Genomic DNA, 24051 nt, shown 5'->3' on the forward strand with positions numbered 1-24051 from the left:
GAAGTACGGGTACCGGTGCGGCGCGGTTCAGGTGCAGGCGCCGAGGTCCACACCATTGACGACCAGCGAGAGCTGCAGCCGATCGCGCACCGCCAGCTTGTCGAACAGGGCGCTGACGTGGAACTTCACGGTACGCTCGCTGATGCCGAACTGGCGGGCGATCTCCTTGTTGCTGGAGCCTTTGGCGAGCGCCACGGCCACCTCCTGCTCGCGGGGAGTGAGCTTGCTGCGCCAGGCAGCGCGGGCCGTATCGCGCTCGCCGAGCAGCCGGGCAGTGGCCGCCAGCAGACGCTTCATCAAACCCTGCCCGATCCAGATGCCACCGCTGCCGACGACAGCCGCCACCTGCTGCAGGACCACCGGCGCAGCGTGGCCATTGCAGAAGCCCGCCGCGCCGGCATTGAGGGCAGCCAACGCCATTTCCTCGTCCGGTTCGTCTGCCAGGATGACGAGCGGGCGCCCTGCCAGAGAACCAAGCACTTTCGCGATCAGCTCGACAACGTCGCGTCCGGCTGGCAGCAGCGCCCATGTGATCGCCGCATCCGCGGGCACCTCATCGAGGTACCCCACCATCAGGTCCGGAAACGCTTCCCGCCAGGAGTCCCGCTGACGCGCGTCGGCCGAGAGAAAAAGCTGGCGCATCCCTCAACGTTCCGAGAAGGCACGTGCCCTGGCACGAAGAACTGGTTTGAGGAGGTACGAGAGGACGCTCTTGTCGCCGGTGACGATATCCACCTCGGCCACCATACCGGGAATGACCGGCAGATTGTTGCCGAGCGTCGGTTGGTGCGTGCGTACGCGAACGACGTAGAACGCATTGCCCTTGTCGTCGACCACGGTGTCGGCACCGATGTGCTCCAGCTTGCCTTCGAGACCACCGTAGATGGCGAAATCGTAGGCCGTGAACTTGACGACGGCTTTCTGACCCGGATGCAGGAAGGCGATGTCACGCGGATGGACCCGTGCTTCGAGAAGGAGGTTATCCTCCAGCGGGACGATTTCGACGATGTCCTTCCCCGGCTGGACGACACCACCGACCGTGTTGACCAACAGACGCTTGACCGTGCCCTTGACCGGGGAACGCAGGACCGATCGGCTGACCTTGTCGGAGAGGCCGACCCCTCCTTCGGCGAGGCTCTTCAGACGGGCCATCGTCTCCGCCAATTCCTTTCCAGCCTCGTTGCGAAAGGCCAGGGCGACTTCCTCGATCTTGCGGTTGGCTTCGTTGATGGCCGACTGCAGGCGGCCGATCTGCGCCGCAGCCATTTCACGCTCGCCGCGGAATCGCGCCACGTCGCGCTCGAGGCGCAGCAGTTCGACTTCCGATACGGCACCCGAGCCGATCAGCGGTTTCGTCACCGCGAGTTCCCGTGCCGCCAGTTCATGCGCCTTGCTCGCCTGCTCGTGCCTGGCACGCACCTCGACCAGTTCCTGCTGGCGCTGCGCGAGTTGCTGGCGAGCGATCGAGATCGTCGTCTCGAGTTCGCTGCGCCGGGACTCGTACAGGCGTCGCTCCTCTTCGGCGGTCTTCGGGTCCTCCTGCAGAACCTCGTCCGGAAGCGCAAACGCACCACCTTCGGCGAGGGCCCGCAAGCGTGCGGCCTTTGCCACCAGCGCTGTGTACTGCACTCGGCTCTCGCGCACCGACGAGACGAAGCGCGTCTGGTCGATACGCAGCAGGATCTGCTCGGGCTCGACGATATCCCCTTCGTGGACCAGGATCTCGTCCACGACGCCGCCGTCGAGACTCTGCAGCACCTGCAACTGGCGCGACGGGATGACCTTGCCCTCACCACGCGTCACCTCGTCCACCCGCGTCACCGCTGCCCACATCACGAACACGGCGAAAGCGACTGCAATCGACTTCAGCAGAACACGCGCCCGCAGAGGCTCCTGCTGCAGGATGGCGTAATCGCTGTCGGCGGCAAAACCCTGTTGCTCACGCTCCTTCTCAACGTTGATCGCACGATTCACCCAGGAGTCGAAGGCCGGCTGCAGGCGCGTCCGCAGCCACTCGAGTCCGCCGAGGAGACGACGCAGGAGGACGAGCAGCGGCTTGCTCATGGCGTTGCCCGTCCGACTCGCCCGGACTGCAGGGCGGCGACTACCTCTGCGCGCGGTCCATCGGCGACGATGCGACCCTCATCAACGACGATGATTCTCGTCGCAAGGTCGATCAGACTCGTCCGATGGGTGACGAGGACCACCGTCTTGTGCGCCGCGAAGCGCATCAGGCGCTCCTTGAAAGCCTGTTCGGTCGAGAAATCCATCGCGCTGGTCGGTTCATCGAACAACAGGATCGGCGGATCCAGCAGGACCGCGCGGGCGATCGCCACCTCCTGCCGCTGACCTCCCGAGAGCGATTCCCCGCGCTCGCCGATGAGCATGTCGAAGCCCTTCGGGTGGCGATTGACGAACGGCGCCAGGCCAGCGAGCTCGGCGGCGGCGACGATCGCCTCATCATCGGCGTAGGGTGCGCCGATGGCGATGTTTTCGCGCAGGGTACCGTAGAAGAGGGTCGCGTCCTGGCCGACGCAACCGATGTTGCGCCGCAGGTCGGCCGGGTCGAGCTGACGCAGGTCGATGCCGTCGATGCGGACGACGCCGCTGCCCGGCTGGTAGAGACCGAGCATCAGCTTCTGCAGCGTGCTCTTGCCGGAGCCGGTGCGGCCGATGATGACGACGCGCTCGCCCGGCACGATGCGCAGCGAGACGTTGCGCAACGCCGCTTCGCCCTGCTCCGGATAGCTGAATGAAACGTCGCGGAACTCGATCTCGCCGCTGAGTTCCGGTCGATGGACGAAGGCCGTCGCGTCCGGGCGCTCGATCGGCTGCGCCATCATCTGGTCCAGTGAGGACAGGGCCATGCGCGCGTTCTGATACTGCATCAGCAGTCCGACTGCCTGCGCCAGCGGCGCGATGGCGCGGCCACCGAGCATGCTGATGGCGATCAGCCCGCCCATGGTCAGCAGGCGTTCCTGGATCAGGTAGACACCGGCGATCACCAAGGCGACGCTGACCACCTGCGTCACCGCTGCCGCTCCGTTGCTGGCCGACGACGACAGCAGGCGCAGTTGCACCCCGCTGCGCGCGAGGAACGCCGTCGTCCGCTCCCACTTGTTCTGGACGACACCCTCGGCACACTGCGTCTTGATCGTCTCCAGCGCCGTCAGGCTCTCGATCAGTGCGGCATTGCGCTGCGCCGCGGCGCGGTAAGTCGTTTCCGCCAGCTCGTGCATCCGGTGCTGCACGAGATAGGCGTAGACCACGCCGACGACCAGGCCCAGCAACGGGATCAGGACCAGGGGCCAGGCGATCCAGACGATCAGCAGCAGGAAGATCAGCGCGAAGGGCAGATCGATCAACGCCGAGACGGTGGCCGAGGCGATGAAGTCGCGCACCGATTCGAACGAACGCAGGTTGGCGGCGAAGGAGCCCACCGACGCCGGTCTCGTCTCGAGGCGCATGCCGAGAACCCGCTCCATGATCAACGCCGACAGCTTGACGTCGATGCGCGCGCTGGCGAGGTCGATGAAGCGGCCGCGCAGCAGGCGCAGCATGTAGTCCATGGCGATCACCAGGAGCACGCCAAGCGCCAGCATCCACAGCGTGTCGGTGGCGTTGTTGGGAACGACGCGATCGTAGACGTTCATCACGAACAGCGGCATGACCAGGGCGAAAACATTGACCAGAAGCGCGGCACCGAGCACGTCGCGGTACAGGCCCCGCTGTTCGATAAGCGCCCCCCAGAACCAATGACGATCGGCCACCTGGCCGACTTCCGGCGTGCGGGCATCGAAGCTGAAGCGCGGTCGGGCGAAGATGACGATGCCGAGGTAGCGCTCGCCCAGCACCGCACGTGGCAGCAGGACCTCTCCCTGGCCGGTCTCGGCAAAGAGCAGGCGAGCCGTTTCGCCGTCATCCTGCCAACCGAGGAGAACACAGGCCTCGTCGCCCGCGAGGAGCAGGATCACCGGCAGCAGGCTGCCATCGATGCGCTCGAGAGGACGGCGGACGATCCGGCTGGCCATCCCCGCCCGCGAAGCCGCGCGCGAGAAGAGCGAAGGAGTGAGTCGCTCGGCGCCCAAGGGAAGCCCGGCCGACAACGCTGCGCGCGTACTCGGTCGGCCATGGAGCCGCGTCAGTTCGACGAGACACGCCAGAAGTGGGTCGTGATGCAGGAGATCCTCGCGCAGACCAGCAGCGGACCGGCCGCGCTCGCCGCTGGCCGTCGTGTCCTGTGCGGGCGTGACCGGCATCACACGGGCTCCAGCCGCGGCTTCGGCAACTGCGGCTCGTCACAAAGGGCGGACTCGTGACAGATCGCCATCAAGATTGTTTCCTCCTCGTCAATCCACCGGGTACACCTTCGATCCGGCATCTTAGCTTACGGCAGCGCGACTGCAATGCTTGAGCGCGCCGCTCGAAGGAACCGGCAAACGCTGCGATGCTGCATTGCGGTAAGTTAGAATGCATCCTTTGGCAGCCGCCGGGAACATGCATGGACGCACGCCTGCGCGAGATTCCCTACAACTACACGTCGTTTTCCGATCGCGAGATCGTCATACGCCTGCTCGGCGAAGAGATGTGGCTGCTGCTCGACCAGTTGCGCGCCGAGCGGGTCACCGGCCGATCGGCACGCATGCTCTACGAGGTGCTCGGCGACATCTGGGTGGTGCAGCGCAACCCGTACCTCGAGGACGATCTACTGGCCAGTGGCTCGCGCCGCGACGCGCTGGTCGACGCGCTGCGCCATCGCCTGCGCGAGATCGAAAAGCGGCGGCACGGCAACAGCCGCGTACAGCAGTTGCTGGTCGCCGCAGGCAAGGCGGTCGACGACTTCGAGCGGCACTTCGCCGAGACGGTCCGGCTGCGTGCCCGGGCCACCCGCGTGCTGGCGAGGCACACGCGCCGCGACAACATCGCCTTCGATGCGCTGGCGCGCGTCTCGCATGTCACGGACGCCACCGACTGGCGCGTCGAGTATCCCTTTGTCGTCCTCCATCCAGACAGCGAGGCGGAGATCGCACTGCTGGTGCGTGACTGCATCGAGCTCGGTCTGAGCATCATCCCGCGTGGCGGCGGCACCGGCTACACGGGGGGCGCGATCCCCCTGACCCCGCTCGCCGCCGTCATCAACACGGAGAAGTTGATCGACCTCGGCGCCGTCGAGGAGCTGACGCTACCCGGTTGCGACAGGCCCTGCGCGACGATCCGCACCGGCGCCGGAGTCGTCACCGCCCGCGTCGCCGAAGCCGCCGCTGCTGCCGGCCACGTCTTCGCCGTCGACCCGACGTCGGCCGAGGCCTCGTGCATCGGCGGCAACATCGCGATGAACGCCGGCGGCAAGAAGGCCGTACTCTGGGGCACCGCCCTCGACAATCTGGTCTGGTGGAAGATGGTCGACGCCACCGGGCACGAAATGGAGATCACCCGCCTCGATCACAACCTGGGCAAGATCCACGAACAGGAATGGGTGCGCTTCGAGATCAGGCGCCTGCGACGCGACGGTCGCACCCCCTATGGCGAACCCGAAATCCTCACGGTCCCCGGGGTGCAGTTTCGCCGCAGCGGCCTCGGCAAGGATGTCACCGACAAGTTCCTCGCCGGTCTGCCGGGAGTGCAGAAAGAGGGAACCGACGGCCTGATCGTCGCCGCGCGCTGGGTCCTGCATCGGATGCCGCGGCACACGCGGACCGTCTGCCTCGAATTCTTCGGCCAAGTGCGCGAAGCCGTGCCAGCGATCGTCGAGATCACCGATCACTTCAAGCCCGGCGGTGCCGGCAGACTCAGCGGTGTCCTGCTTGCCGGCCTCGAGCACCTCGACGAGCGCTACCTGCGCGCCGTCGGCTACGCCACCAAGGCAAAGCGTCGCGCGGAAACCGCCGGGCGCCCGAAGATGGTGCTGCTGGGCGACATCGTCGGTGACGATGAGACGACCGTGATGCGCGCCGCGTCGGAGGTCGTGCGCCTGTGCAACCTGCGCGGCGCCGAGGGTTTCATCGCCGTCGACGGCGAAACACGGCGCAAGTTCTGGCTCGACCGCGCGCGCACCGCTGCCATCTCCCGCCATACCAATGCCTTCAAGCTAAATGAGGACGTGGTGATTCCACTGCCGCGCATGGGTGAGTACTGTGACGGCATCGAGCGCATCAACATCGAGCTGTCGCTGCGCAACAAGCTGGCGCTGTGCGATGCGCTGGAGCGCTTCCTGCGCGGCAGCCTGCCGCTGCATCAGGGCGACGCCGCGCTGGACGAGGAGGCACTGGTCGGCGAGCGGCGGGCGGCTGCGCTGGAGGCAGTCAGCGGCGTGCGCTGCCGCTGGCAATGGCTGTTCGACCACCTCGACCTGCCACTGGCGGAGGCGGAGAAGCAGTTCGACGCGTTGGGCATCTCTGCCGGACCGCTGCAGAACCAGGCGCCGGCGCCAACGCTGTTCCATCGTCTGCAGGACCACTCACTGCGCGTTTCGTGGAAGACGGAGCTCCGGCCGCAGCTCGCGGGAATCTTCGACGGGGTCGTCTATCGCCCGGTGCTCGAGCAGATCGCGACGATCCAGCGCCGGGTCCTGCGCAGCCGCCTGTTCGTCGCCCTGCACATGCACGCCGGCGATGGCAACGTGCATACGAACATACCGGTCAACTCGGATGACTACGAGATGCTGCGGACGGCCTACGCGGTCGTCGAACGCATCATGCACCTGGCGCGCGCGCTCGATGGCGTCGTCTCCGGCGAGCACGGGATCGGCATGACCAAGCTCGAGTTCCTCAGCGAAGCGGAGATGCAGCCGTTTCGCGACTACAAGTCGAGGGTCGATCCCGCCGGTCGTTTCAACAAGGGCAAACTCCTTCCGGGCGGCGACCTGGCGCGGGCGTATACCCCGTCCTTCTCGCTGCTCGGGACCGAATCGCTGATCATGGAACAATCCGAGATCGGCCACATCGCAGCGATGGTCAAGGACTGTCTGCGCTGCGGCAAGTGCAAGCCGGTGTGCTCGACGCACGTGCCGCGCGCCAACCTCCTCTACTCGCCACGCAACAAGATCCTCGCGACCTCGCTGCTGATCGAGGCCTTCCTCTATGAGGAACAGACTCGCCGCGGCGTCTCTCTGCGGCATTTCGACGAGTTCAGCGACGTCGCCGATCACTGCACCATCTGCCACAAGTGCGTCCACCCCTGTCCGGTCGATATCGACTTCGGTGACGTTTCGATCGGCATGCGCAACCTGCTGCGCGAACAGGGACGAAAGAAGTTCGTCCCTGCCAAGGCGGCAGCGATGGCCTTCCTGACGATGAAGGATCCGGTGACGATCAAGCTCGTGCGCAAGCTGATGATCGACTGGGGCTACCGGGGACAGCGGCTGGCACATCGCGCTGCCGTGTCGCTGGGGCTGCTGCGCAGCCAGACCCGGCAGCCGCCGGCGACGGTCGGCGCGCCAGCGCTGCGCTCGCAGGTCATTCATTTCATCAACAAGCCGCTGCCGTCCGGCTTGCCGAAGCGCACGGCGCGTGCGCTCCTCGACATCGAGGACGAGCGCATCGTGCCGATCATCCGTGACCCGCGAAAACTTGCCGCCGCGGATTACGATGGCGAAGCGGTATTCTATTTCCCGGGCTGCGGCTCGGAGCGCCTGTTCTCGCAGGTTGGACTGGCGACGCAGGCGATCCTCTGGGAGATCGGCGCGCAGACGGTGTTGCCGCCGGGCTATCTGTGCTGCGGCTATCCGCAGACGGCAGCCGGCGAAGCCGACCAGGGTCGCCGGATCACGACGGACAACCGGGTGCTCTTTCACCGTGTCGCCAACACGCTGAATTACCTGGATATCAAGACGATCATCGTCTCCTGCGGCACCTGCATGGACCAGCTCGAGAAGTACCACTTCGAGCAGATCTTCCCCGGCTGTCGCCTGCTCGACATTCACGAGTACCTCCTCGAAAAGGGTGTCCGGCTCCCTGGGATCAGCGGCAGCCGCTACCTGTACCACGACCCGTGTCATGCGCCGATGCGCACGATGCCGGGAATCAAGGTCGTCAACCAGCTGATGGGGCAGGCAGTCGAACTGTCCGAGCGCTGTTGCGGCGAGTCGGGAACGCTGGCGGTGACGCGCCCGGACGTATCGACGCAAGTCCGCTTCCGCAAGCAGGAAGTGATCGAAAAAGCTGCCGCCAGGCTGCGCGGCACGGGTTTCAGTGGCGAGGTCAAGCTCCTGACGGCCTGCCCTTCGTGCCTGCAGGGACTGTCGCGCTACAACGGCGACGCCGACACCGTCGCCGACTACATCGTCGTCGAGATCGTGCGCCGGCGGCTCGGCGATGACTGGATGGCGCGCTACCTCAGTGCCGCCAGCGATGGCGGCATCGAACGGGTCCTCCTCTAGCAAGCCACAGCCAGCCGTCGCCCCCCGCTTGGCTCGCCGCGAGCCCCGACGGCACGCGCCTGCTTCTGCGCCGGCCGGCCGGTGCGTACACACACGCGTCGGGGTCGGCGCTCCAAGCAAGGATCGATGCGCGACGACTGGTGAAGTTTGCCACAGGACTGCGTCTCTCAGCTCCCCGACCGTGACCTATTTCCTAACGCTGGTCCACCCGCGTGCGTATCGTTCGCCTCAAGGCGGCTCTGGAGCGCCGCGTGATTGACGAGGAGTCTGCAGGTGCCGGAACACCGTATCGAGGATTGTGAGCTGTGCCAATCACCTGGCGGAGAGGTGATCTGGGAGAGCGAGCTGTGTCGCGTCGTGGCCGTCGGTGACCCCGACTACCCCGGCTTCTGCCGCGTCATCCTCAACAGCCATGTGCGCGAAATGACTGATCTCAGCGAAGAGGAACGGATACGGCTGATGCACGTGCTGTTTGGCGTCGAGAAGGCGATTCGCGCCCTTTACCAGCCGGACAAGATCAATCTCGCGAGCCTCGGCAACATGACGCCGCATCTGCACTGGCACGTGATTCCGCGCTGGCGGGATGACCGGCACTTCCCGCAGCCGGTCTGGGCAACGCCGCAGCGTGCGCACGCGGCGCACCGCCGCGAGGTCGACGGTCGTCGCCTGGCGGACCAGATCATCCACGCCCTACGCACTCGCTAGTGTTCGCTTCGCTTTATGGAAGAAAAAGAGGAGGACATCATGAACGCAGCCCTCGCTGAAGCCCGAGCAGGAAGGAGGATCGCCGACCTGCAGAGCGGCTTCGAGCTTCTTTCCCGCCTTCCCCTGGCGAACTCCGAGCGCGCCGAATGCGAGATCAACCACTTCCTCGACAGCCTGCTGCAGAGTCCGCCAGCCGCCGAGGTGTACCTGCAACTCCTCGAACAGACGCGCATCTCGCTTTGCTTCATCGAGGAGGAACTCGCGCGACGCTACACGGACAAGGCGCTGCCACTCGGCCGCAGCGAGGAGGAAGCCTTCCGGCAAGTGGTTGGAACCTGGCTCAAGGCCGCTCGTGCCTACGCCCACTGCGCACAACTGCAGGGTCCCGGCGACAGCGCTGCGCAGGCCGAACGCCTGGCGTTGATCCTGCATCGCTGCATCTACTACACGGGCATGGCCATCACCGAGCACTTCCGAGCCCGCCGCCAATTACCGGCAGGCTTGTGGCTCAACCTGCACGGCTACTACGCCAGCGCCGAGGAGTGGGGCATCGCAACCCTGCCGGTCGCCGATTCTCTCGATTGCCATGGGCGCAGCACGCATTGCATGGCGGCCACCGTCGCCCTGCTGCTGCTCGAACTTGCCGGCCCCTACAGCCTCTCCGCCGTCGATCTCGGTCTCGTTCGCCGCTGGGCGAACAGTTGGGCACCACTGGTCAGCCTGCAGCCGCCTGTCGCGGGTGAGCCACTCCCGGCGCTCGTGGCCGATCTGATGCACGATGGCGGCCCGCGGAGCCCGGTCGGTGGCCGGGTGAGCGACCACATCCGCCGCCTCGAGACCTCTCGTCTGGCGATGCAGATCAGCGCCGCGAGGACGCAACTGCAGCAGCGCATCGCGCCGGCACAACTGGGGCTTGGTGAAGACTGCAGTACGGGACGGTGTCAGCGCCTGCTCAACCGGCTCTATCGACCGTGGTGCCTGATGCGCTCCGGGCGCCGCTTCCGTCGCCACGATGCTGCGGGCACCGCCAAGGTGTGCACCGGCTTCGTCGGCATGCACTTCCACATCTTGGGCAGCGAGTTCACTCAGCCGGAAAGTGGCAACGCGTATTCGCGCCAGGATTTCGACAGCCTTTTCGCCTTTCGCCACATGCTGGATCCGACTCAGGTTCTCGAGGTCCGGCAGTCGCAGTTGGGGCTCCACCTCGACAACTGGACCGTTCTCGACCAGTGCGCCAACGGCTTCCGCATGCTGCGCTCGCTCGCTGGTACGAGGATCGAAGGTGGCCAGTTGCTTGCCCTTTGCCCCCATGACGGCCACTCCTACCTGCTGGCGCAGGTCATCTGGCTGATGCAGGAGAACGATGACAGCCTGACGGTCGGGGTCGCGGCCCTGCCCGGCAGACCTCGGGCCATCGCCGCCCGCATGCTGGGCATCGATGCCGATTCATCCGCGCTCTTCAGCCGTGCCTTCCTGCTGCCGGCGCTGCCGGCGATGGGTTCGGAGCCGACGCTGATCATTCCCCGTGGCTGGTATCGTCCACAACGAGTCCTTGAAGTCTACGACGAAGGGCTGACGCGCGTGCGGCTGCAACACGTGACCGGCGATGGCCCGGATTTCGAGCGGGTCAGCTTCGTCGCCTTCTAGCGGCGGCGCGCGGCGGCCCAAGGATCCGCGTGGAATACCGGCGACGCCTCGATCCGGCCGCAGCTGGCATCCCACGGCCGCCGGTGCGCCGTTTTTGCGTTATCATGTGGCGTCGTCAACCCGTACCGAGACCGCAATGGCTGGCCTGGACGCAAGTACCAGAATCCCGACCGAGATCAAGCTGCACCAGAAGTCGCGCCTGCTGGAAGTGAGCTTCGATGGCGGCGAGAGCTTCCAGTTGAGCTACGAGTTCCTGCGCGTCTTCACGCCGTCGGCTGAGGCGCGCGGCCACGGACCGGGGCAGGAGGTCCTGCAGGTCGGCAAGCGCACGGTGGACATCGACCGAGTCGAGGCGGTCGGCAACTACGCCATCCGGCCGGTCTTCTCCGACGGACACGACAGCGGACTGTATTCGTGGGATCTGCTCTATGACCTGGGCAGGAATCATGACACGCTTTGGCAAAGCTACCTGGATCGCCTGCGACTCGCCGGCGCGAGCCGCGATGGCGAGTCGCCGCCTGCGGCACCGTCCGTCAAGGTAGCTGGCGGCTGCAAGAAATCCTGACGACGATCACGGTCCGGGGCGGGGGGATGACCAGCGACAAGAGCATGACCCACTTCGGGTTCCAGGAAGTCGCTGAGGACCAGAAGGCCCGGCACGTCGCAGATGTCTTCGATTCGGTCGCCGAGCGCTACGACCTGATGAACGACCTCATGTCGGCAGGCCTGCACCGCCTCTGGAAGGCGTTCACGATCGCCAAGAGTGGCGTCCGCCCCGGCTGGCGCATACTCGACGTTGCCGGAGGGACCGGCGACCTGTCGCTGGCGTTCGCCAGGAGATTGGCTGGCGAAGGAGAGGTATGGCTGACCGATATCAACCACGCCATGCTTGCTCGTGGCCGCGATCGCCTGGCCGACAAGGGTTTCATCGTTGCCGTGGCGCAGTGTGATGCCGAGAAGCTGCCGTTTCCGGATGAGCACTTCGATTGCGTGACGGTTGCCTTCGGTCTGCGCAACATGACGCACAAGGACGTGGCACTGGCCGAGATGCGGCGCGTGCTGCGCCCCGGCGGGCGACTGCTCGTACTCGAGTTTTCCCGCGTCTGGAAGCCGCTGGCCCCAGCTTACGATTTCTACTCCTTCAAGCTGATCCCGCGCCTTGGCCAGATGGTCACCGGTGACGAGGCGAGCTATCGCTACCTGGCCGAGTCGATTCGTGTTCATCCCGACCAGCAGGCGCTCAAGGAACTGATGGCGCAAGCCGGACTGGAAAACGTCGAATACTTCAACCTTGCACTGGGTGTCGTGGCGCTGCATCGCGGCTTCAAGTTCTGAATCTGGCCACCGCGCGATGATCGCCCCGGTCGTGCTGCCTTTCGCCAACCACCTGCTGGCAGCCGACGACTGGGCACGCAAACGCCTTGCCACATTCGTCGGCAAGACCGCAAGCCTGCGCCTTGGTGGACGCGAGTTCCTGCGGGTGGTCATCGACGAGCACGGGCTGCTGCAACGGGACGCCGCCGGAACGAGCCCGACAGTCAGCATCGAACTTCCTGCAGACACTCCGGCACGGCTTCTTGGCGACCGGGCTGCGGTGTTCTCGGCGGCGACGATCGCCGGCTCGGCCGATCTGGCGCAGACCCTGGGCCAGGTTTTCGGCAACCTGCGCTGGGATATCGAGGAGGATCTGTCGCAGTTGGTCGGCGACATCGCCGCCCGTCGTGGTCTGCAGCTGGCCGGACACGTCGCCCGCTGGCACTGGCAGGCGGCAAACAGGTTGGCAGGCGCGGTCGCAGAGTACCTGACCGAGGAAGCGGCGGAGATCGCCAATCGACGCGACATCCACGGCTTCTGCGAACAGGTCGACCTGCTTCGTGACGACTTCGCGCGCCTGGAAAAGAGGTTGAGAAGGCTGGAAGCGAGCCGCCAGACTCCATGAACAAGAAAGGGCAACCGCGCTGACGGCTGCCCCTGCCTGCTGGCTGCTGTCGCCGGCAGCAGCTGCTAATGACGGTTGCGCAGTTTCTTGATGGCCTGCAACTGGGCAACCGCCTGTGCCAGTTCCGCTTCCGCGGTCGCCAGACTGATATCCGAGGTGCGATCGCGCAGTGCTTCTTCCGCCCGACGCTTGGCCTCCGCTGCCTTCGCTTCGTCCAGGTCGTGCGCCCGGATTGCCGTGTCGGCCAGAACGGTGATCAGTTCCGGCTGTACTTCGAGCATGCCTCCCGAAACGTATACCAGCTCGTACTCATCGCGGTCCGGGACTTTCAGACGGACGGTCCCGGGCTTGATGCGCGTCAGCAACGGGGTGTGCTTCGGGTAGATGCCCAACTCGCCGGCCTCGCCAGGGAAGACGGCGAAATCGGTCTGCCCGGAAAAGATCAGTTCCTCGGCGCTGACGACGTCAACATGTACTCTGATTGCCATGGTATTTCCTTGCTGGGTCGCGCCGCCGGCCGCAAGCTGGCGGCGGCGCAACGTTGCCCGATCGGCGCCTTAAAGGGTCTTGGCCTTCTCGAAGACCTCCTCGATGCCACCCACCATGTAGAAGGCCTGTTCGGGGATGTTGTCGCACTCCCCGTCGACAATCATCTTGAAACCCTTGATCGTGTCCTTGAGCGGAACGAACTTGCCCGGCGAGCCGGTGAAGACCTCGGCAACGTGGAATGGCTGAGACAGGAAGCGCTGGATCTTGCGTGCCCGGTATACCGCCAGCTTGTCCTCGGGTGACAGCTCGTCCATGCCGAGAATGGCGATGATGTCACGCAGTTCCTTGTATTTCTGCAGCGTCATCTGGACCGCGCGGGCGACGCTGTAGTGCTCCTCGCCAACCACCTGCGGATCGAGCTGGCGCGAGGTCGAGTCGAGCGGATCGACGGCCGGATAGATACCCAGCGAGGCGATGTCGCGCGACAGGACGACGGTCGAGTCGAGGTGCAGGAAGGTCGTCGCCGGCGACGGATCGGTCAAGTCGTCGGCAGGCACATAGACCGCCTGGATCGAGGTGATCGAACCGACCTTGGTCGAGGTGATCCGCTCCTGCAGGCGCCCCATTTCCTCCGCCAGCGTCGGCTGATAACCGACGGCAGAAGGCATCCGGCCGAGCAGCGCCGACACCTCGGTACCGGCCAGCGTATAACGATAGATGTTGTCCACGAAGAAAAGGATGTCGCGGCCGTCGTCGCGGAAACGCTCGGCCATGGTCAAGCCCGTCAGTGCGACGCGCAGGCGGTTGCCGGGCGGCTCGTTCATCTGGCCGAAGACCATCGCCACCTTGTCAAGTACGTTCGACTCCTTCATCTCGTGATAGAAGTCGTTTCCTTCACGCGTCCGCTCGCCAACGCCGGCAAAAACCGACAGACCCGAGCGCTGCTTGGCGATGTTGTTGATCAGCTCCATCATGTTGACGGTCTTGCCGACGCCGGCGCCGCCGAAGAGGCCGACCTTGCCACCGAGGGCGAAGGGGCAGACGAGGTCGATGACCTTGATGCCGGTTTCCAGCAGGTCGACCGATGGCGACAGCTCGTCGAACTTCGGCGCCAGTTGGTGGATCTCGCGCCGCTCGTCGGTGGCGATCGGGCCCGCCTCATCGATCGGCCGCCCGAGGACGTTCATGATCCGGCCGATGGTCGCGTCGCCTACCGGCACGGAAATCCCGCTACCGGTGTTGTTCACCTTCATGCCACGGCGCAGTCCGTCCGACGATCCCATGGCAATGGTGCGCACGATGCCGTCGCCGAGCTGCTGCTGCACCTCGAAGACCAGATCGGCTTCGCACATGTCCGACTCTTCCGCCTTGTCGAGCTCGAGCGCGTCGTAAATCCTGGGCATTGCGTCACGCGGGAACTGGATATCCACCACGGCGCCGATACACTGAACAATGTTTCCTTGACTCATCGTCGTATCCCTAAACAATAAACTGATTATCCGTGGTCAGACAGCCGCTGCGCCGCCGACGATCTCCGAAAGCTCTTTGGTAATCGCTGCCTGGCGAGCCTTGTTGTAAACCAGCTTGAGCTCACCGATGACGTTCTTGGCGTTGTCCGATGCCGACTTCATCGCAACCATGCGCGCGCTCTGTTCGGACGCCATGTTCTCGGCGACGGCCTGATAGATCATCGCCTCGACGTAGCGCACGAGAAGATCGTCGATCACCGTCTTGGCATCGGGCTCGTAAAGGTAGTCCCAGCGGTTGCCCTGGCCACCGACCAGATCACCAGCCAGTGGCAGCAGCTGGTAGAGCGTCGGCTCCTGCTTCATGGTGTTGATGAAGCGCGTGAAACCAATGTAGAGAACGTCGATCTCGCCCTTCATGTAGGCATCGAGCTGCACCTTGACCGGGCCAATGAGCCGTTCCAGGTGCGGGGTATCGCCGATTCCGGTGAGCTGCGAAACGATGTTGGCGCCGGCACGCTGCATGAACCCGAGGCCCTTGTTGCCGATCGCCGTCACCCGCAACTTCTTGCCTTCGGCATCCCACTCCTTCATCTTGGCCAGAGCGAGGCGCAACACGTTGGTGTTGAGGCCGCCGCAGAGTCCCTTGTCGGAGGTGATGGTGATCAGGCCGACCGACTTCACCTGCTCGCGCACGGTGAGGAAGGGATGCCGGTAGTCGGTCAGGGCGTGCGAAAGATTGCCGGCAACGACACGGATCTTCTCGCCGTATGGGCGGGCGGCCCGCATCCTGTCCTGCGCCTTGCGCATCTTGGACGCGGCCACCATCTCCATGGCCTTGGTGATCTTGCGCGTACTCTCGACGCTCTTGATCTTGGTGCGGATTTCCTTGCCGCTGGGCATGGCGATCTCCTCGCTCGATCAGGCCAGAGTGGCCTTGAATTCCTCGATCGCCTTGCTCAGCTTCTGCTCGGCGTCGGCATCAAGATCCTTGCTCGTCTCGATCTTCGTGATCAGGTCGGGGTACTTCTGCTTGACGAAACCATGCATCTGCTTCTCGGTGGCGAGCGCCTTCTTGACATCCACGTCGTCGAAGTAGCCCTTATTGACCGCATGCAGCGTGATCGCCATCTCGGAGATGGTGAGCGGCGAATATTGCGGCTGCTTCATCAGCTCGGTCACCAGCCGGCCGCGGTCGAGCTGCTTCCGGGTGGCCTCGTCGAGATCGGAGGCGAACTGGGCAAACGCAGCGAGTTCGCGGTACTGGGCGAGTGCCAGGCGCACGCCACCGCCGAGCTTCTTGATGACCTTCGTCTGCGCCGCACCGCCAACCCGGGAGACCGAGATGCCGGCGTCGATGGCGGGACGGATACCGGCATTGAAAAGGTCGGTGTCGAGGAAGATCTGGCCGTCCGTGATCGAGATCACGTTCGTCGGCACGAAGGCGGATACGTCGCCCGCCTGGGTCTCGATGACCGGTAGGGCGGTCAGCGAGCCGGTCTTGCCCTTGACCTCGCCGTTGGTGAAGCGCTCGACCCAATCCGCCGAGACGCGCGCCGCGCGCTCGAGAAGGCGCGAGTGCAGGTAGAAGACGTCACCCGGATAGGCCTCGCGACCCGGCGGCCGGCGCAGCAGCAGCGAGACCTGGCGGTAGGCCCACGCCTGCTTGGTCAGGTCGTCGTAGATGATCAGCGCATCCTGGCCGCGATCGCGGAAGTACTCGCCCATCGTGCAGCCCGAGTAGGGCGCGATGTACTGCAACGCGGCCGACTCGGAAGCGGTCGCGGCGACGATGATGGTGTACTCCATGGCGCCGTTCTCTTCGAGCTTGCGAACGACGTTGGCAACCGTCGAGGCCTTCTGCCCGACGGCAACGTAGATGCAGATGAGATCCTGGCCCTTCTGGTTGATGATCGTATCGACGGCAACCGCGGTCTTGCCCGTCTGCCGGTCGCCGATGATCAGTTCGCGCTGGCCGCGACCGATCGGCACCATGGCGTCGATCGACTTGAGGCCGGTCTGCACCGGCTGCGAGACGGACTTGCGCCAGATGACGCCAGGTGCGACCTTCTCGATCTTGTCGGTCAGCTTGGCGTTGATCGGACCCTTGCCGTCGATCGGCTGCCCGAGCGAGTTGACCACGCGGCCGAGGAGTTCCGGTCCGACGGGCACCTCGAGGATGCGGCCCGTCGTCTTGACGGTATCGCCCTCACTGATCTGGTCGTATTCACCGAGGACGACGGCGCCGACCGAATCGCGGTCGAGGTTGAGCGCCATGCCGAAGGTGTTACCCGGGAACTCGAGCATTTCACCCTGCATGACATCGGTCAGGCCGTAGACACGGCAGATGCCATCGGTCACCGAAACCACGGTGCCCTGGGTGCGCAGATCGGCGCTGATCGCAAGATTCTCGATCTTGCTCTTGATCAGTTCGCTGATTTCGGAAGGATTCAACTGCATGGACATTCTCCTAATTCTTGAGCGCCAACCGCAGGCTCTCGATCTTTCCGAGCACGGAGGTATCGAGCACCTGGTCGCCAACGACAATCTTGACGCCGCCGATCAGCGATTGATCGACGACCACTTCGGCAGTCAGCCGGGTCTTGAAGCGTGCTTCCAGGTCGCTCACCAGAGTCTTGCGCTGCAGTTCGTCAAGCGGGAAAGCGCTGTAGATCGTGGCTTCCTTGACGCCTTCCTGTGCAGCCCTGAGCCCTTCGAAGAGACCCGCGATCTCGGGCAGTGCGGCAAGCCGCTCGTTGCTGGCGAGGACGTCGATCAGATTGGCCTCACCGCCTGCAAGTGCCTTGCCGGCCAGCGACTTGAAGAGCGCGCTCTTCTGCGCGGCCGAGAGCTCGGGATTGCCGATGCAGGCACGCATCTGCTCATTCGAGGCGATTGCGGAAAGCAGCGACAGCCGCTCGGACCAAGCCGCCAGTGCCTTGTTTTCCAGCGCCATCCGGAAGACCGCCTCGGCGTAGGGGCGCGCGATGGTAACGAGTTCGGCCATGATCTCAGAGTTCCTGCTTGAGTGCGGTCAGCATCTCGGCATGGGCCTTGGCATCCACCTCACGCTTCAGGATCTGCTCGGCGCCAGCCACCGCCAAGTCGGCGACCCGGCCGCGCAACTCTGCCCTCGCCTGCTCGACCTGCTGTGCAATCTCCGCCTTGGCCGCGGCAACCACCTTGTCGGCCTCGACCTTGGCCGCGACCTTCGCTTCCTCGACCATCTGCGCACCGCGCTTCTCGGCTGCTGCGATGATCTCCGCGGCCTTCGCCTTGGCGTCGCGCAGGGCATCGGCGGACCGCTTGCCGGCCAGTTCCAGCTCGTGCTTGCCACGCTCACCGGCGGCAAGCCCGTCGGCAATCAGTTTTTGGCGATCAGACATGGCCTTCGCCAGCGGCGGCCAGACGTACTTCATCGTGATCCAGATGAAGACGGCGAACCAGATCGCCTCGCCAATCAGCGTTGCGTTGATGTTCACGCTAACCTCCTGTCAAAAGTTTGTCGGCAAGGAGTAGCGATCAGCCCTTGACGACAGCGATGAAGGGGTTGGCAAACAGCATGAAGAGAGCGATACCGACACCGATCATGGTGACCGCGTCGAGCAGACCGGCAACGATGAACATCTTTACCTGGAGAGTCGGGATCATTTCCGGTTGCCGGGCTGCACCTTCGAGGAAGCGGCCACCAAGCAGACCAAAACCGATGGCGGTACCAAGAGCGCCCGCGCCGATCAGGATGGCGACGGCGATGGCGGTGTTACCGAGCAACATTGACAGAGCAGCTTCCATTAGTCTCTCCTAGTAAGACATGCTAAACGGGTTAAACGGGTTAAACGGGGACAACGCGTGGATCAAACCGGTGATCGGTGCAGGGCAAGCGGGCCGCTAACCATGCGACTCGCTGGCCATCGACAGGTACACGATGGTCAACATCATGAAGACGAAAGCCTGCAGGGTGATGATCAGGATGTGGAACAGCGCCCAGGGCAAAGCGAGCGGCAGTTGCCAGATGCCCAGCAGGGCAATCAGGATGAAGACCATTTCGCCGGCGTACATGTTGCCGAACAGACGCAGCGAGAGCGAGATCGGCTTGGCGATGTCCTCGATGAGGCGGAAAAGCAGGTTGACCGGCGCCATCTTGGCGCCAAAGGGAACGGTGAACACCTCGTGCATGAAGCCGCCGAAACCCTTCACCTTGAAGCCCATGACGATCATGACCACGAAAACGCTCAGCGACATGCCGAAGGTCAGGTTCGGATCGGTGGTGGGAACGACCTTGAAGAAATGAACGCCGGTCATGCCGAGGAGCATCGGCACGAAATCGACCGGAATCAGGTCCATGGCGTTCATCAGCAACACCCAGACGAAGATGGTGATCGCCATCGGCGTCACCAGAGGGCTCTTGCCGTGGTAGGTGTCCTTCACCTGCTGATCGATGAACGAAACCAGCATCTCGACGAAGGCCTGCATCCTGCCGGGGACTCCCGCCGTCGCTTGGCGCGCCAGCATGGCCATGCCGACGAAGGCGACCAGGCCGAGCAGGCCGGAGACGATCAGCGAATCAAGGTGCAGGGCCCAGAACCCTTGACCGACGGTCAGGTTGGTCAGGTGGTGAACGATGTAAGCGCTCGCTGTGAGCGGTTCGCCCGAAGCCATGAATTCCCCCCGTTTCGACTATTGCTGCCGGAGCAGCGCCATCCAGTAAACGACAATCGTTGCCGCATAGGCCAGGAAGAGCGGCAAGGCGGCGAGCTGTGCATAGGTCTTGAAGACCAGAGCAAACAGCAGCAGGCTCACAGCGAACTTGTAGGCCTCGCCGGCCACCTGCGCATTGAAGGCCTTGCGCGCGTCCGCCGCTGTCTGCTCCAATGGCCGCAAGGCGCGCCAGGCATAGGCAAAAGCGCTTGCCATGGCGATGCCACCACCGAGCACTGCGGAAACGGCTGCATCAAGGCCTGCTGCCAGTCCAGCCAGGATAGCCGCCGCCAGCGTCACCAGAAACTGGCAGCGGAGGATCCAGCGGACCTGTGGATGCACAGCTAGCCCCTCCAAAACGTTCGCAGGATACCAGACTCGCAAAGCGGAATCAAACCGCACATGCAAAAAAGTTTGGATTCCTTTACTGCGTCTGGCTTGCAGGGCTGTTCAGGCGGTCGTTCAGGCCCCCCCATGGTGCACCGCGTCAATGACGCAGGCGTTGCAGGATACCCTCGAGCTGGTCGAGATCCCCGAAGTCGATCAGAACCTTGCCGGCTCCCCGTCGGTTGGCACGGATAGCCACCTGAGCGCCCAGCAGGTCGGCGAGTTCGTCCTGCAGACGCAACAGGTCACGGTCCGGCCGTACCGACGCCACGGCCTTCGGCGGCTGCAGCGCATGCTGCACCAGGCGCTCGGCCTCACGCACCGACAACCCCTTGTGCACCACGCGCTGCGCCAGTTGCACCTGCTGCGCGCCGGCCAACGGCAGCAGCGCCCGCGCATGCCCCATGTCGATCTCGCCCTGCAGCAGCAGTTCCTGTACCGGCGGCGCGAGTTGCAGCAGGCGCAGCAGGTTCGATGCTGCCGGTCGCGAGCGGCCGACGGCATCGGCAGCCTGCTGGTGGGTCATCGAGAACTCGTCGATCAGCCGCTGCAGACCGAGCGCCTCCTCGAGCGGATTGAGGTTCTCGCGCTGGATGTTCTCGATCAGTGCCATCGCCAGCGCAGCTTCGTCCGGAATCTCGCGGATCAGCGTCGCCACCTCGTGCAGGCCAGCCATCTGCGCTGCCCGCCAGCGCCGCTCGCCGGCAATGATCTCGTACCGCTCGGCGGCGATCGGGCGGACGAGGATGGGCTGCATCAGCCCCTGTGCCCTGATCGATGCCGCCAACTCCTCCAATGAAGCGAGGTCCATCCGGGTTCGCGGCTGATACTTGCCTGGCTGGATCAAGGCAACCGGCAGCGTCCGCTGCTGCTCGCGCTTCTCCGCCTCGTCGCCAGCCAGCAGCGCATCGAGCCCGCGCCCGAGTCCCTTCATCTTCATGGCCTCCCTCCCGCAGTGGCCGGCGGTGCTTTCGCCGTGGAGGCCTGGTCACGGTGCCGCACCAGCGTTTCGTGTGCCAGCGCGAGGTAGGCTTGCGCTCCCTTCGATGCGCGATCGAAGGCGATCGCAGGCTTGCCATGGGAGGGCGCTTCCGCCAGCCTGACGTTGCGCGGGATTATCGTGCGATAGACCTTGCCACCGAAGTGCCCCTCGAGATCGCGTGACACCTGCTGCGTCAGCGTCGAACGTGGGTCGAACATCGTCCTCAGCAGCCCCTCGATTTCCAGCACGGGGTTGAGATGCGCGCGCACCTTCTTCAGCGTCGCGACGAGATCGGTCAGGCCCTCGAGGGCGTAATACTCGCACTGCATCGGGATCATCACCCGATCGGCAGCCACCAGGCCATTGACCGTCAGCAGGTTGAGCGCAGGCGGACAATCGAGGAGGATGAAATCATAGCTGCCGCGAACCGCCACGAGTGCTTCGCGCAGGCGGTACTCGCGCCGGACGAGGTCGATCAGGTCGACTTCGGCACCGGCCAGTTCCCGGTTCGCCGGCAGCAGGTCGAAGGCGAAGTCGGTCCGCAGACAGGTAGCCAGCAGAGTCGAACTCCCGATCAGCACCTGATAGACGGTCGGCATGGCCTCCCGCTTGACCACCCCGCAACCGGTGGTGGCGTTGCCCTGCGGATCGAGGTCGATCAGCAACACCCGTTGCCCGAGTTCGGCCAGACAGGCGGCAAGGTTGACAGCGGTCGTGGTCTTGCCGACACCGCCCTTCTGATTGGTCACTGCGATGACTGTTGCCAACTCGACTCTCCCCTGCATGCTGCTGTATCAGTCTCGATCACCACCAGATGGCGCTCGCCGCCAACCCCCGGTACCGCCAGGCGATGCACGCCGGCGACGCGGACCCCGGCCGGCAACCGCGCGATCTCCTCGTCCGGCCGCTGCCCCTTCATCGCCAGCCAGCGGCCACCCGTCCGCAGCAGGTGGCGTGAGGACGAGACCAGCGTGCCGAGATCGGCAAAGGCGCGCGCGGTGATCGCCGCAAAGCGACCACTCGGCTGCAGGGCCTCCACCCGCCGACAGTGTACGGCGAGGTTGCCCAGCGCCAGCTCGATCGCCGCCTGCTGCAGAAAGGCCGCCTTCTTCGAGTTGCTGTCGACGAGGACGACCTGCAACTCCGGGCGGACAATCGCCAGCGGGATTCCCGGCATGCCGCCACCGCTGCCGACATCGAGCAGCGGCGTCCCACCGACGAAGGGCAGCACCGCCAGCGAATCGAGCAGATGATGGCTGACGGCCTGTGCCGAATCGGCGATGGCGGTCAGGCGATAGACCCTGTTCCACTTCTCGAGCAGCTGCAGGTAGTCGAGCAGCTTCTGCCGTGCCGGCAGTGCCAGTTCGATGCCGAGGCAGGCGGCACCCTCGGTCAACTGCTCGGATAGGCTCATCGCTCCTCGCCGGAAGACCGCGTGCCGCCGCCTGGCTGCGCGCGTTTCAGGCAGACGAGCAGGATGGAGATCGCCGCCGGCGTCACGCCCGGGATCCGCGAGGCCTGCCCGAGCGTCTGCGGGCGCTGTTGCTGCAGCTTGTCGCGTACCTCGCGTGACAGCCCACCGACCTGCGCAAAATCGAAATCGTCGGGAAAACGCAGCTCTTCGCTCGCCTGCTTCCTTGCCACCTCGTCCTGCTGGCGCTCGATGTAGCCCTGATACCGGGCCTGGATCTCGACCTGCTCGGCGACCTGCGGATCGTCGAGACCGGCATCGACGAGGACACCGTCTACGCGCAGCGTCATCAACGTCGGATAGCTGACCTCCGGTCGACGAAGCAGTTCGTGCAGCGCATACTCGCGCTCGAGCGGCCTGCCGAAGACACGCAGCGCTTCCGCATCGGCCAGCCGGGCGGGATGGACCCAGGTGGACCGCAACCGCTCCTGCTCGCGGGCGATGGCCTCCTGCTTGGCAGAGAAGGCCGCCCAGCGCCGGTCATCGACCAGCCCGAGTCGACGCCCGATCGCGGTCAGCCGCAGATCGGCGTTGTCCTCGCGCAGAGACAGGCGATACTCGGCGCGACTGGTGAACATGCGGTAGGGCTCGGAAACGCCACGGGTGACCAGGTCGTCGGCCAGAACTCCGAGGTAGGCCTCGTCGCGGCGCGGGGTCCACGCATCCCTTTCCTGCACCAGCAGCGCCGCGTTGGCGCCGGCCAGCAGGCCCTGTGCGGCAGCTTCCTCGTAGCCGGTGGTGCCGTTGATCTGGCCGGCGAAGAACAGGCCAGGGATGGCGCTGGTCTCGAGCGAGGCACGCAGGCGCCGTGGGTCGAAGAAATCGTATTCGATCGCGTAGCCCGGGCGCAGGATGTGACAGCGCTCGAGACCGCGAATCGAACGGACGATCGCCAGTTGCACGTCGAACGGCAGGCTGGTCGAGATCCCGTTCGGGTAGATCTCGTTCGTCTCCAGACCTTCCGGCTCGAGAAAGACGTTGTGGCTGTCCTTGCTCGCGAAACGATGGATCTTGTCCTCGATCGACGGGCAGTAACGCGGTCCGACCCCCTCGATGACCCCGGTGTACATCGGCGAGCGATCGAGGTTGGCGCGGATGATGTCGTGCGTCTGCTGGTTGGTGCTGGTGACCCAGCACGGTAGCTGACGGGGATGCTGGCTCGCGGCGCCGAGGAAGGAGAAGACCGGCAGCGGATCATCCGAGTGCTGCTCGGTCATCGCCGCAAAGTCTATCGTGCGGCCGTCGAGCCGCGGCGGCGTGCCGGTCTTCAGGCGGCCGACCGGCAACTGCAGCTCGCGCAGCCGCGCCGCCAGCGAGACCGACGGCGGGTCGCCCATCCGGCCGCCGCTGAGGTTTGCGAGACCGACGTGGATCAGGCCGTTGAGGAAGGTGCCGGTGGTCAGCACCACCGCACGCGCCGGAAAACGGATGCCGAGCTGGCTGACGACGCCCGCGACCCGCCCGTTGTCGAGCAGCAGATCGTCGCAGGCCTGGGCGAAGATCGTCAGATTCTCCTGCACCTCCAGCCGGCGGCGAATCGCCTGGCGATAGAGCACGCGATCGGCCTGCGCACGCGTCGCACGAACCGCCGGGCCCTTGCTGGCATTGAGGATGCGGAACTGGATCCCAGCCTCGTCGGTAGCCACCGCCATCGCCCCGCCCAGCGCGTCGACCTCCTTCACCAGATGCCCCTTGCCGATGCCGCCAATCGACGGATTGCAGCTCATCGCACCGAGCGTTTCGAGGTTGTGCGTCAGCAGCAGCGTCCGCACGCCCATGCGCGCCGCTGCGAGCGCCGCCTCGGTGCCGGCATGGCCGCCACCCACGACGATGACGTCGAACCGGTCGGGGAAGAGCATCGGCGATACGCGATCTGGAAACGCAATGGAA

General features: G+C 64.9%; 22 protein-coding genes. 6 read left to right on the forward strand and 16 right to left on the reverse strand.

The window, feature by feature from the left end; genetic code table 11:
* Nucleotides 1–27: 27 nt before the first annotated feature.
* The 3 genes from V5B60_RS03215 to V5B60_RS03225 are packed head-to-tail and all read right to left on the reverse strand — an operon-like array spanning nt 28 to nt 4259.
* Entirely contained in the window at nt 28–642 is a 615-nt protein-coding gene (locus V5B60_RS03215) for a helix-turn-helix transcriptional regulator (RefSeq protein WP_332345590.1), read from the reverse strand.
* Nucleotides 643–645: 3 nt separating this feature from the next.
* The gene (locus tag V5B60_RS03220) at nt 646–2064 is read right to left on the reverse strand and encodes an HlyD family type I secretion periplasmic adaptor subunit (RefSeq protein ID WP_332345592.1); all 1419 of its coding nucleotides are present in this window, start codon (nt 2062–2064) and stop codon (nt 646–648) included.
* Complete coding sequence (locus V5B60_RS03225) at nt 2061–4259, reverse strand: type I secretion system permease/ATPase (protein WP_332345593.1); 2199 nt, start codon at nt 4257–4259, stop codon at nt 2061–2063. The genes V5B60_RS03220 and V5B60_RS03225 overlap by 4 nt, the downstream gene beginning before the upstream one ends.
* Nucleotides 4260–4501: 242 nt before the next feature.
* Here V5B60_RS03225 and V5B60_RS03230 point away from each other — a divergent pair, with 242 nt between their 5' ends.
* From V5B60_RS03230 to V5B60_RS03255, 6 genes are all read left to right on the forward strand, one after another.
* Complete coding sequence (locus V5B60_RS03230) at nt 4502–8377, forward strand: DUF3683 domain-containing protein (protein ID WP_332345594.1); 3876 nt, start codon at nt 4502–4504, stop codon at nt 8375–8377.
* A 273-nt stretch (nt 8378–8650) separates the two neighbouring features.
* Nucleotides 8651–9082 carry an HIT family protein gene (locus V5B60_RS03235; protein WP_332345595.1) on the forward strand — a complete coding sequence of 144 codons (432 nt, stop codon included), beginning with the start codon at nt 8651–8653 and terminating at the stop codon, nt 9080–9082.
* A 39-nt stretch (nt 9083–9121) separates the two neighbouring features.
* Nucleotides 9122–10729: a hypothetical protein gene (locus tag V5B60_RS03240; protein WP_332345596.1), complete on the forward strand. Its 1608-nt coding sequence runs from the start codon at nt 9122–9124 to the stop codon at nt 10727–10729.
* A gap of 136 nt (nt 10730–10865) precedes the next feature.
* Nucleotides 10866–11294 carry a DUF971 domain-containing protein gene (locus V5B60_RS03245; protein ID WP_332345597.1) on the forward strand — a complete coding sequence of 143 codons (429 nt, stop codon included), beginning with the start codon at nt 10866–10868 and terminating at the stop codon, nt 11292–11294.
* Nucleotides 11295–11320: 26 nt separating this feature from the next.
* A complete protein-coding gene (gene ubiE, locus V5B60_RS03250) occupies nt 11321–12064 on the forward strand; it encodes a bifunctional demethylmenaquinone methyltransferase/2-methoxy-6-polyprenyl-1,4-benzoquinol methylase UbiE (protein WP_332345598.1) in 744 nt (247 codons plus the stop codon).
* A gap of 16 nt (nt 12065–12080) precedes the next feature.
* Nucleotides 12081–12668 carry a ubiquinone biosynthesis accessory factor UbiJ gene (locus V5B60_RS03255; RefSeq protein ID WP_332345599.1) on the forward strand — a complete coding sequence of 196 codons (588 nt, stop codon included), beginning with the start codon at nt 12081–12083 and terminating at the stop codon, nt 12666–12668.
* A 65-nt stretch (nt 12669–12733) separates the two neighbouring features.
* On the opposite strand, the gene V5B60_RS03260 is transcribed toward V5B60_RS03255, so the two are convergent.
* From V5B60_RS03260 to mnmG, 13 genes are all read right to left on the reverse strand, one after another.
* Nucleotides 12734–13156 (reverse strand): F0F1 ATP synthase subunit epsilon, encoded by a 423-nt coding sequence (locus tag V5B60_RS03260; protein WP_332345600.1) that lies wholly within the window; start codon nt 13154–13156, stop codon nt 12734–12736.
* 69 nt (nt 13157–13225) lie between these two features.
* The gene (gene atpD / locus V5B60_RS03265) at nt 13226–14626 is read right to left on the reverse strand and encodes a F0F1 ATP synthase subunit beta (protein ID WP_332345601.1); all 1401 of its coding nucleotides are present in this window, start codon (nt 14624–14626) and stop codon (nt 13226–13228) included.
* 36 nt (nt 14627–14662) lie between these two features.
* Nucleotides 14663–15526, reverse strand: coding sequence for a F0F1 ATP synthase subunit gamma (gene atpG / locus V5B60_RS03270; RefSeq protein WP_287461094.1), 864 nt, complete (start codon nt 15524–15526; stop codon nt 14663–14665).
* 18 nt (nt 15527–15544) lie between these two features.
* Complete coding sequence (gene atpA / locus V5B60_RS03275) at nt 15545–17083, reverse strand: F0F1 ATP synthase subunit alpha (protein WP_287461096.1); 1539 nt, start codon at nt 17081–17083, stop codon at nt 15545–15547.
* Nucleotides 17084–17093: 10 nt separating this feature from the next.
* Nucleotides 17094–17630, reverse strand: a complete 537-nt coding sequence (locus V5B60_RS03280; protein WP_287461097.1) for a F0F1 ATP synthase subunit delta — start codon at nt 17628–17630, stop codon at nt 17094–17096.
* A gap of 4 nt (nt 17631–17634) precedes the next feature.
* The gene (locus V5B60_RS03285; RefSeq protein ID WP_034939400.1) at nt 17635–18105 is read right to left on the reverse strand and encodes a F0F1 ATP synthase subunit B; all 471 of its coding nucleotides are present in this window, start codon (nt 18103–18105) and stop codon (nt 17635–17637) included.
* A 40-nt stretch (nt 18106–18145) separates the two neighbouring features.
* Nucleotides 18146–18397: a F0F1 ATP synthase subunit C gene (atpE, locus tag V5B60_RS03290; protein WP_034921580.1), complete on the reverse strand. Its 252-nt coding sequence runs from the start codon at nt 18395–18397 to the stop codon at nt 18146–18148.
* A gap of 114 nt (nt 18398–18511) precedes the next feature.
* Nucleotides 18512–19282 (reverse strand): F0F1 ATP synthase subunit A, encoded by a 771-nt coding sequence (gene atpB, locus V5B60_RS03295; protein WP_332345602.1) that lies wholly within the window; start codon nt 19280–19282, stop codon nt 18512–18514.
* Nucleotides 19283–19300: 18 nt separating this feature from the next.
* Nucleotides 19301–19663, reverse strand: a complete 363-nt coding sequence (locus tag V5B60_RS03300; RefSeq protein ID WP_332345603.1) for an ATP synthase subunit I — start codon at nt 19661–19663, stop codon at nt 19301–19303.
* Nucleotides 19664–19808: 145 nt separating this feature from the next.
* Nucleotides 19809–20648: a ParB/RepB/Spo0J family partition protein gene (locus V5B60_RS03305; protein ID WP_332345604.1), complete on the reverse strand. Its 840-nt coding sequence runs from the start codon at nt 20646–20648 to the stop codon at nt 19809–19811.
* Nucleotides 20645–21457 carry a ParA family protein gene (locus V5B60_RS03310; protein ID WP_332345605.1) on the reverse strand — a complete coding sequence of 271 codons (813 nt, stop codon included), beginning with the start codon at nt 21455–21457 and terminating at the stop codon, nt 20645–20647. Before V5B60_RS03310 ends, V5B60_RS03305 begins: the two co-directional genes overlap by 4 nt.
* Nucleotides 21436–22104 (reverse strand): 16S rRNA (guanine(527)-N(7))-methyltransferase RsmG, encoded by a 669-nt coding sequence (rsmG, locus tag V5B60_RS03315; RefSeq protein WP_332345606.1) that lies wholly within the window; start codon nt 22102–22104, stop codon nt 21436–21438. Before rsmG ends, V5B60_RS03310 begins: the two co-directional genes overlap by 22 nt.
* Nucleotides 22101–24020 (reverse strand): tRNA uridine-5-carboxymethylaminomethyl(34) synthesis enzyme MnmG, encoded by a 1920-nt coding sequence (gene mnmG, locus V5B60_RS03320; RefSeq protein WP_332345607.1) that lies wholly within the window; start codon nt 24018–24020, stop codon nt 22101–22103. Before mnmG ends, rsmG begins: the two co-directional genes overlap by 4 nt.
* Nucleotides 24021–24051: the final 31 nt, after the last annotated feature.

The sequence above is a fragment of the Accumulibacter sp. genome (assembly GCF_036625195.1).
Classification (GTDB): Bacteria; Pseudomonadota; Gammaproteobacteria; order Burkholderiales; family Rhodocyclaceae; genus Accumulibacter.

Bases quoted from the DNA above. Each gene is read 5' to 3' on its own strand.
- V5B60_RS03215 (WP_332345590.1), bottom strand. From the start codon at position 642: ATGCGCCAGCTTTTTCTCTCGGCCGACGCGCGTCAGCGGGACTCCTGG.
- V5B60_RS03220 (WP_332345592.1), bottom strand. From the start codon at position 2,064: ATGAGCAAGCCGCTGCTCGTCCTCCTGCGTCGTCTCCTCGGCGGACTC.
- V5B60_RS03225 (WP_332345593.1), bottom strand. From the start codon at position 4,259: ATGCCGGTCACGCCCGCACAGGACACGACGGCCAGCGGCGAGCGCGGC.
- V5B60_RS03230 (WP_332345594.1), top strand. From the start codon at position 4,502: ATGGACGCACGCCTGCGCGAGATTCCCTACAACTACACGTCGTTTTCC.
- V5B60_RS03240 (WP_332345596.1), top strand. From the start codon at position 9,122: ATGAACGCAGCCCTCGCTGAAGCCCGAGCAGGAAGGAGGATCGCCGAC.
- V5B60_RS03245 (WP_332345597.1), top strand. From the start codon at position 10,866: ATGGCTGGCCTGGACGCAAGTACCAGAATCCCGACCGAGATCAAGCTG.
- ubiE (WP_332345598.1), top strand. From the start codon at position 11,321: ATGACCAGCGACAAGAGCATGACCCACTTCGGGTTCCAGGAAGTCGCT.
- V5B60_RS03255 (WP_332345599.1), top strand. From the start codon at position 12,081: ATGATCGCCCCGGTCGTGCTGCCTTTCGCCAACCACCTGCTGGCAGCC.
- V5B60_RS03260 (WP_332345600.1), bottom strand. From the start codon at position 13,156: ATGGCAATCAGAGTACATGTTGACGTCGTCAGCGCCGAGGAACTGATC.
- atpD (WP_332345601.1), bottom strand. From the start codon at position 14,626: ATGAGTCAAGGAAACATTGTTCAGTGTATCGGCGCCGTGGTGGATATC.
- atpG (WP_287461094.1), bottom strand. From the start codon at position 15,526: ATGCCCAGCGGCAAGGAAATCCGCACCAAGATCAAGAGCGTCGAGAGT.
- atpA (WP_287461096.1), bottom strand. From the start codon at position 17,083: ATGCAGTTGAATCCTTCCGAAATCAGCGAACTGATCAAGAGCAAGATC.
- V5B60_RS03280 (WP_287461097.1), bottom strand. From the start codon at position 17,630: ATGGCCGAACTCGTTACCATCGCGCGCCCCTACGCCGAGGCGGTCTTC.
- atpE (WP_034921580.1), bottom strand. From the start codon at position 18,397: ATGTTGCTCGGTAACACCGCCATCGCCGTCGCCATCCTGATCGGCGCG.
- atpB (WP_332345602.1), bottom strand. From the start codon at position 19,282: ATGGCTTCGGGCGAACCGCTCACAGCGAGCGCTTACATCGTTCACCAC.
- V5B60_RS03305 (WP_332345604.1), bottom strand. From the start codon at position 20,648: ATGAAGATGAAGGGACTCGGGCGCGGGCTCGATGCGCTGCTGGCTGGC.
- rsmG (WP_332345606.1), bottom strand. From the start codon at position 22,104: ATGAGCCTATCCGAGCAGTTGACCGAGGGTGCCGCCTGCCTCGGCATC.
- mnmG (WP_332345607.1), bottom strand. From the start codon at position 24,020: ATGCTCTTCCCCGACCGGTTCGACGTCATCGTCGTGGGTGGCGGCCAT.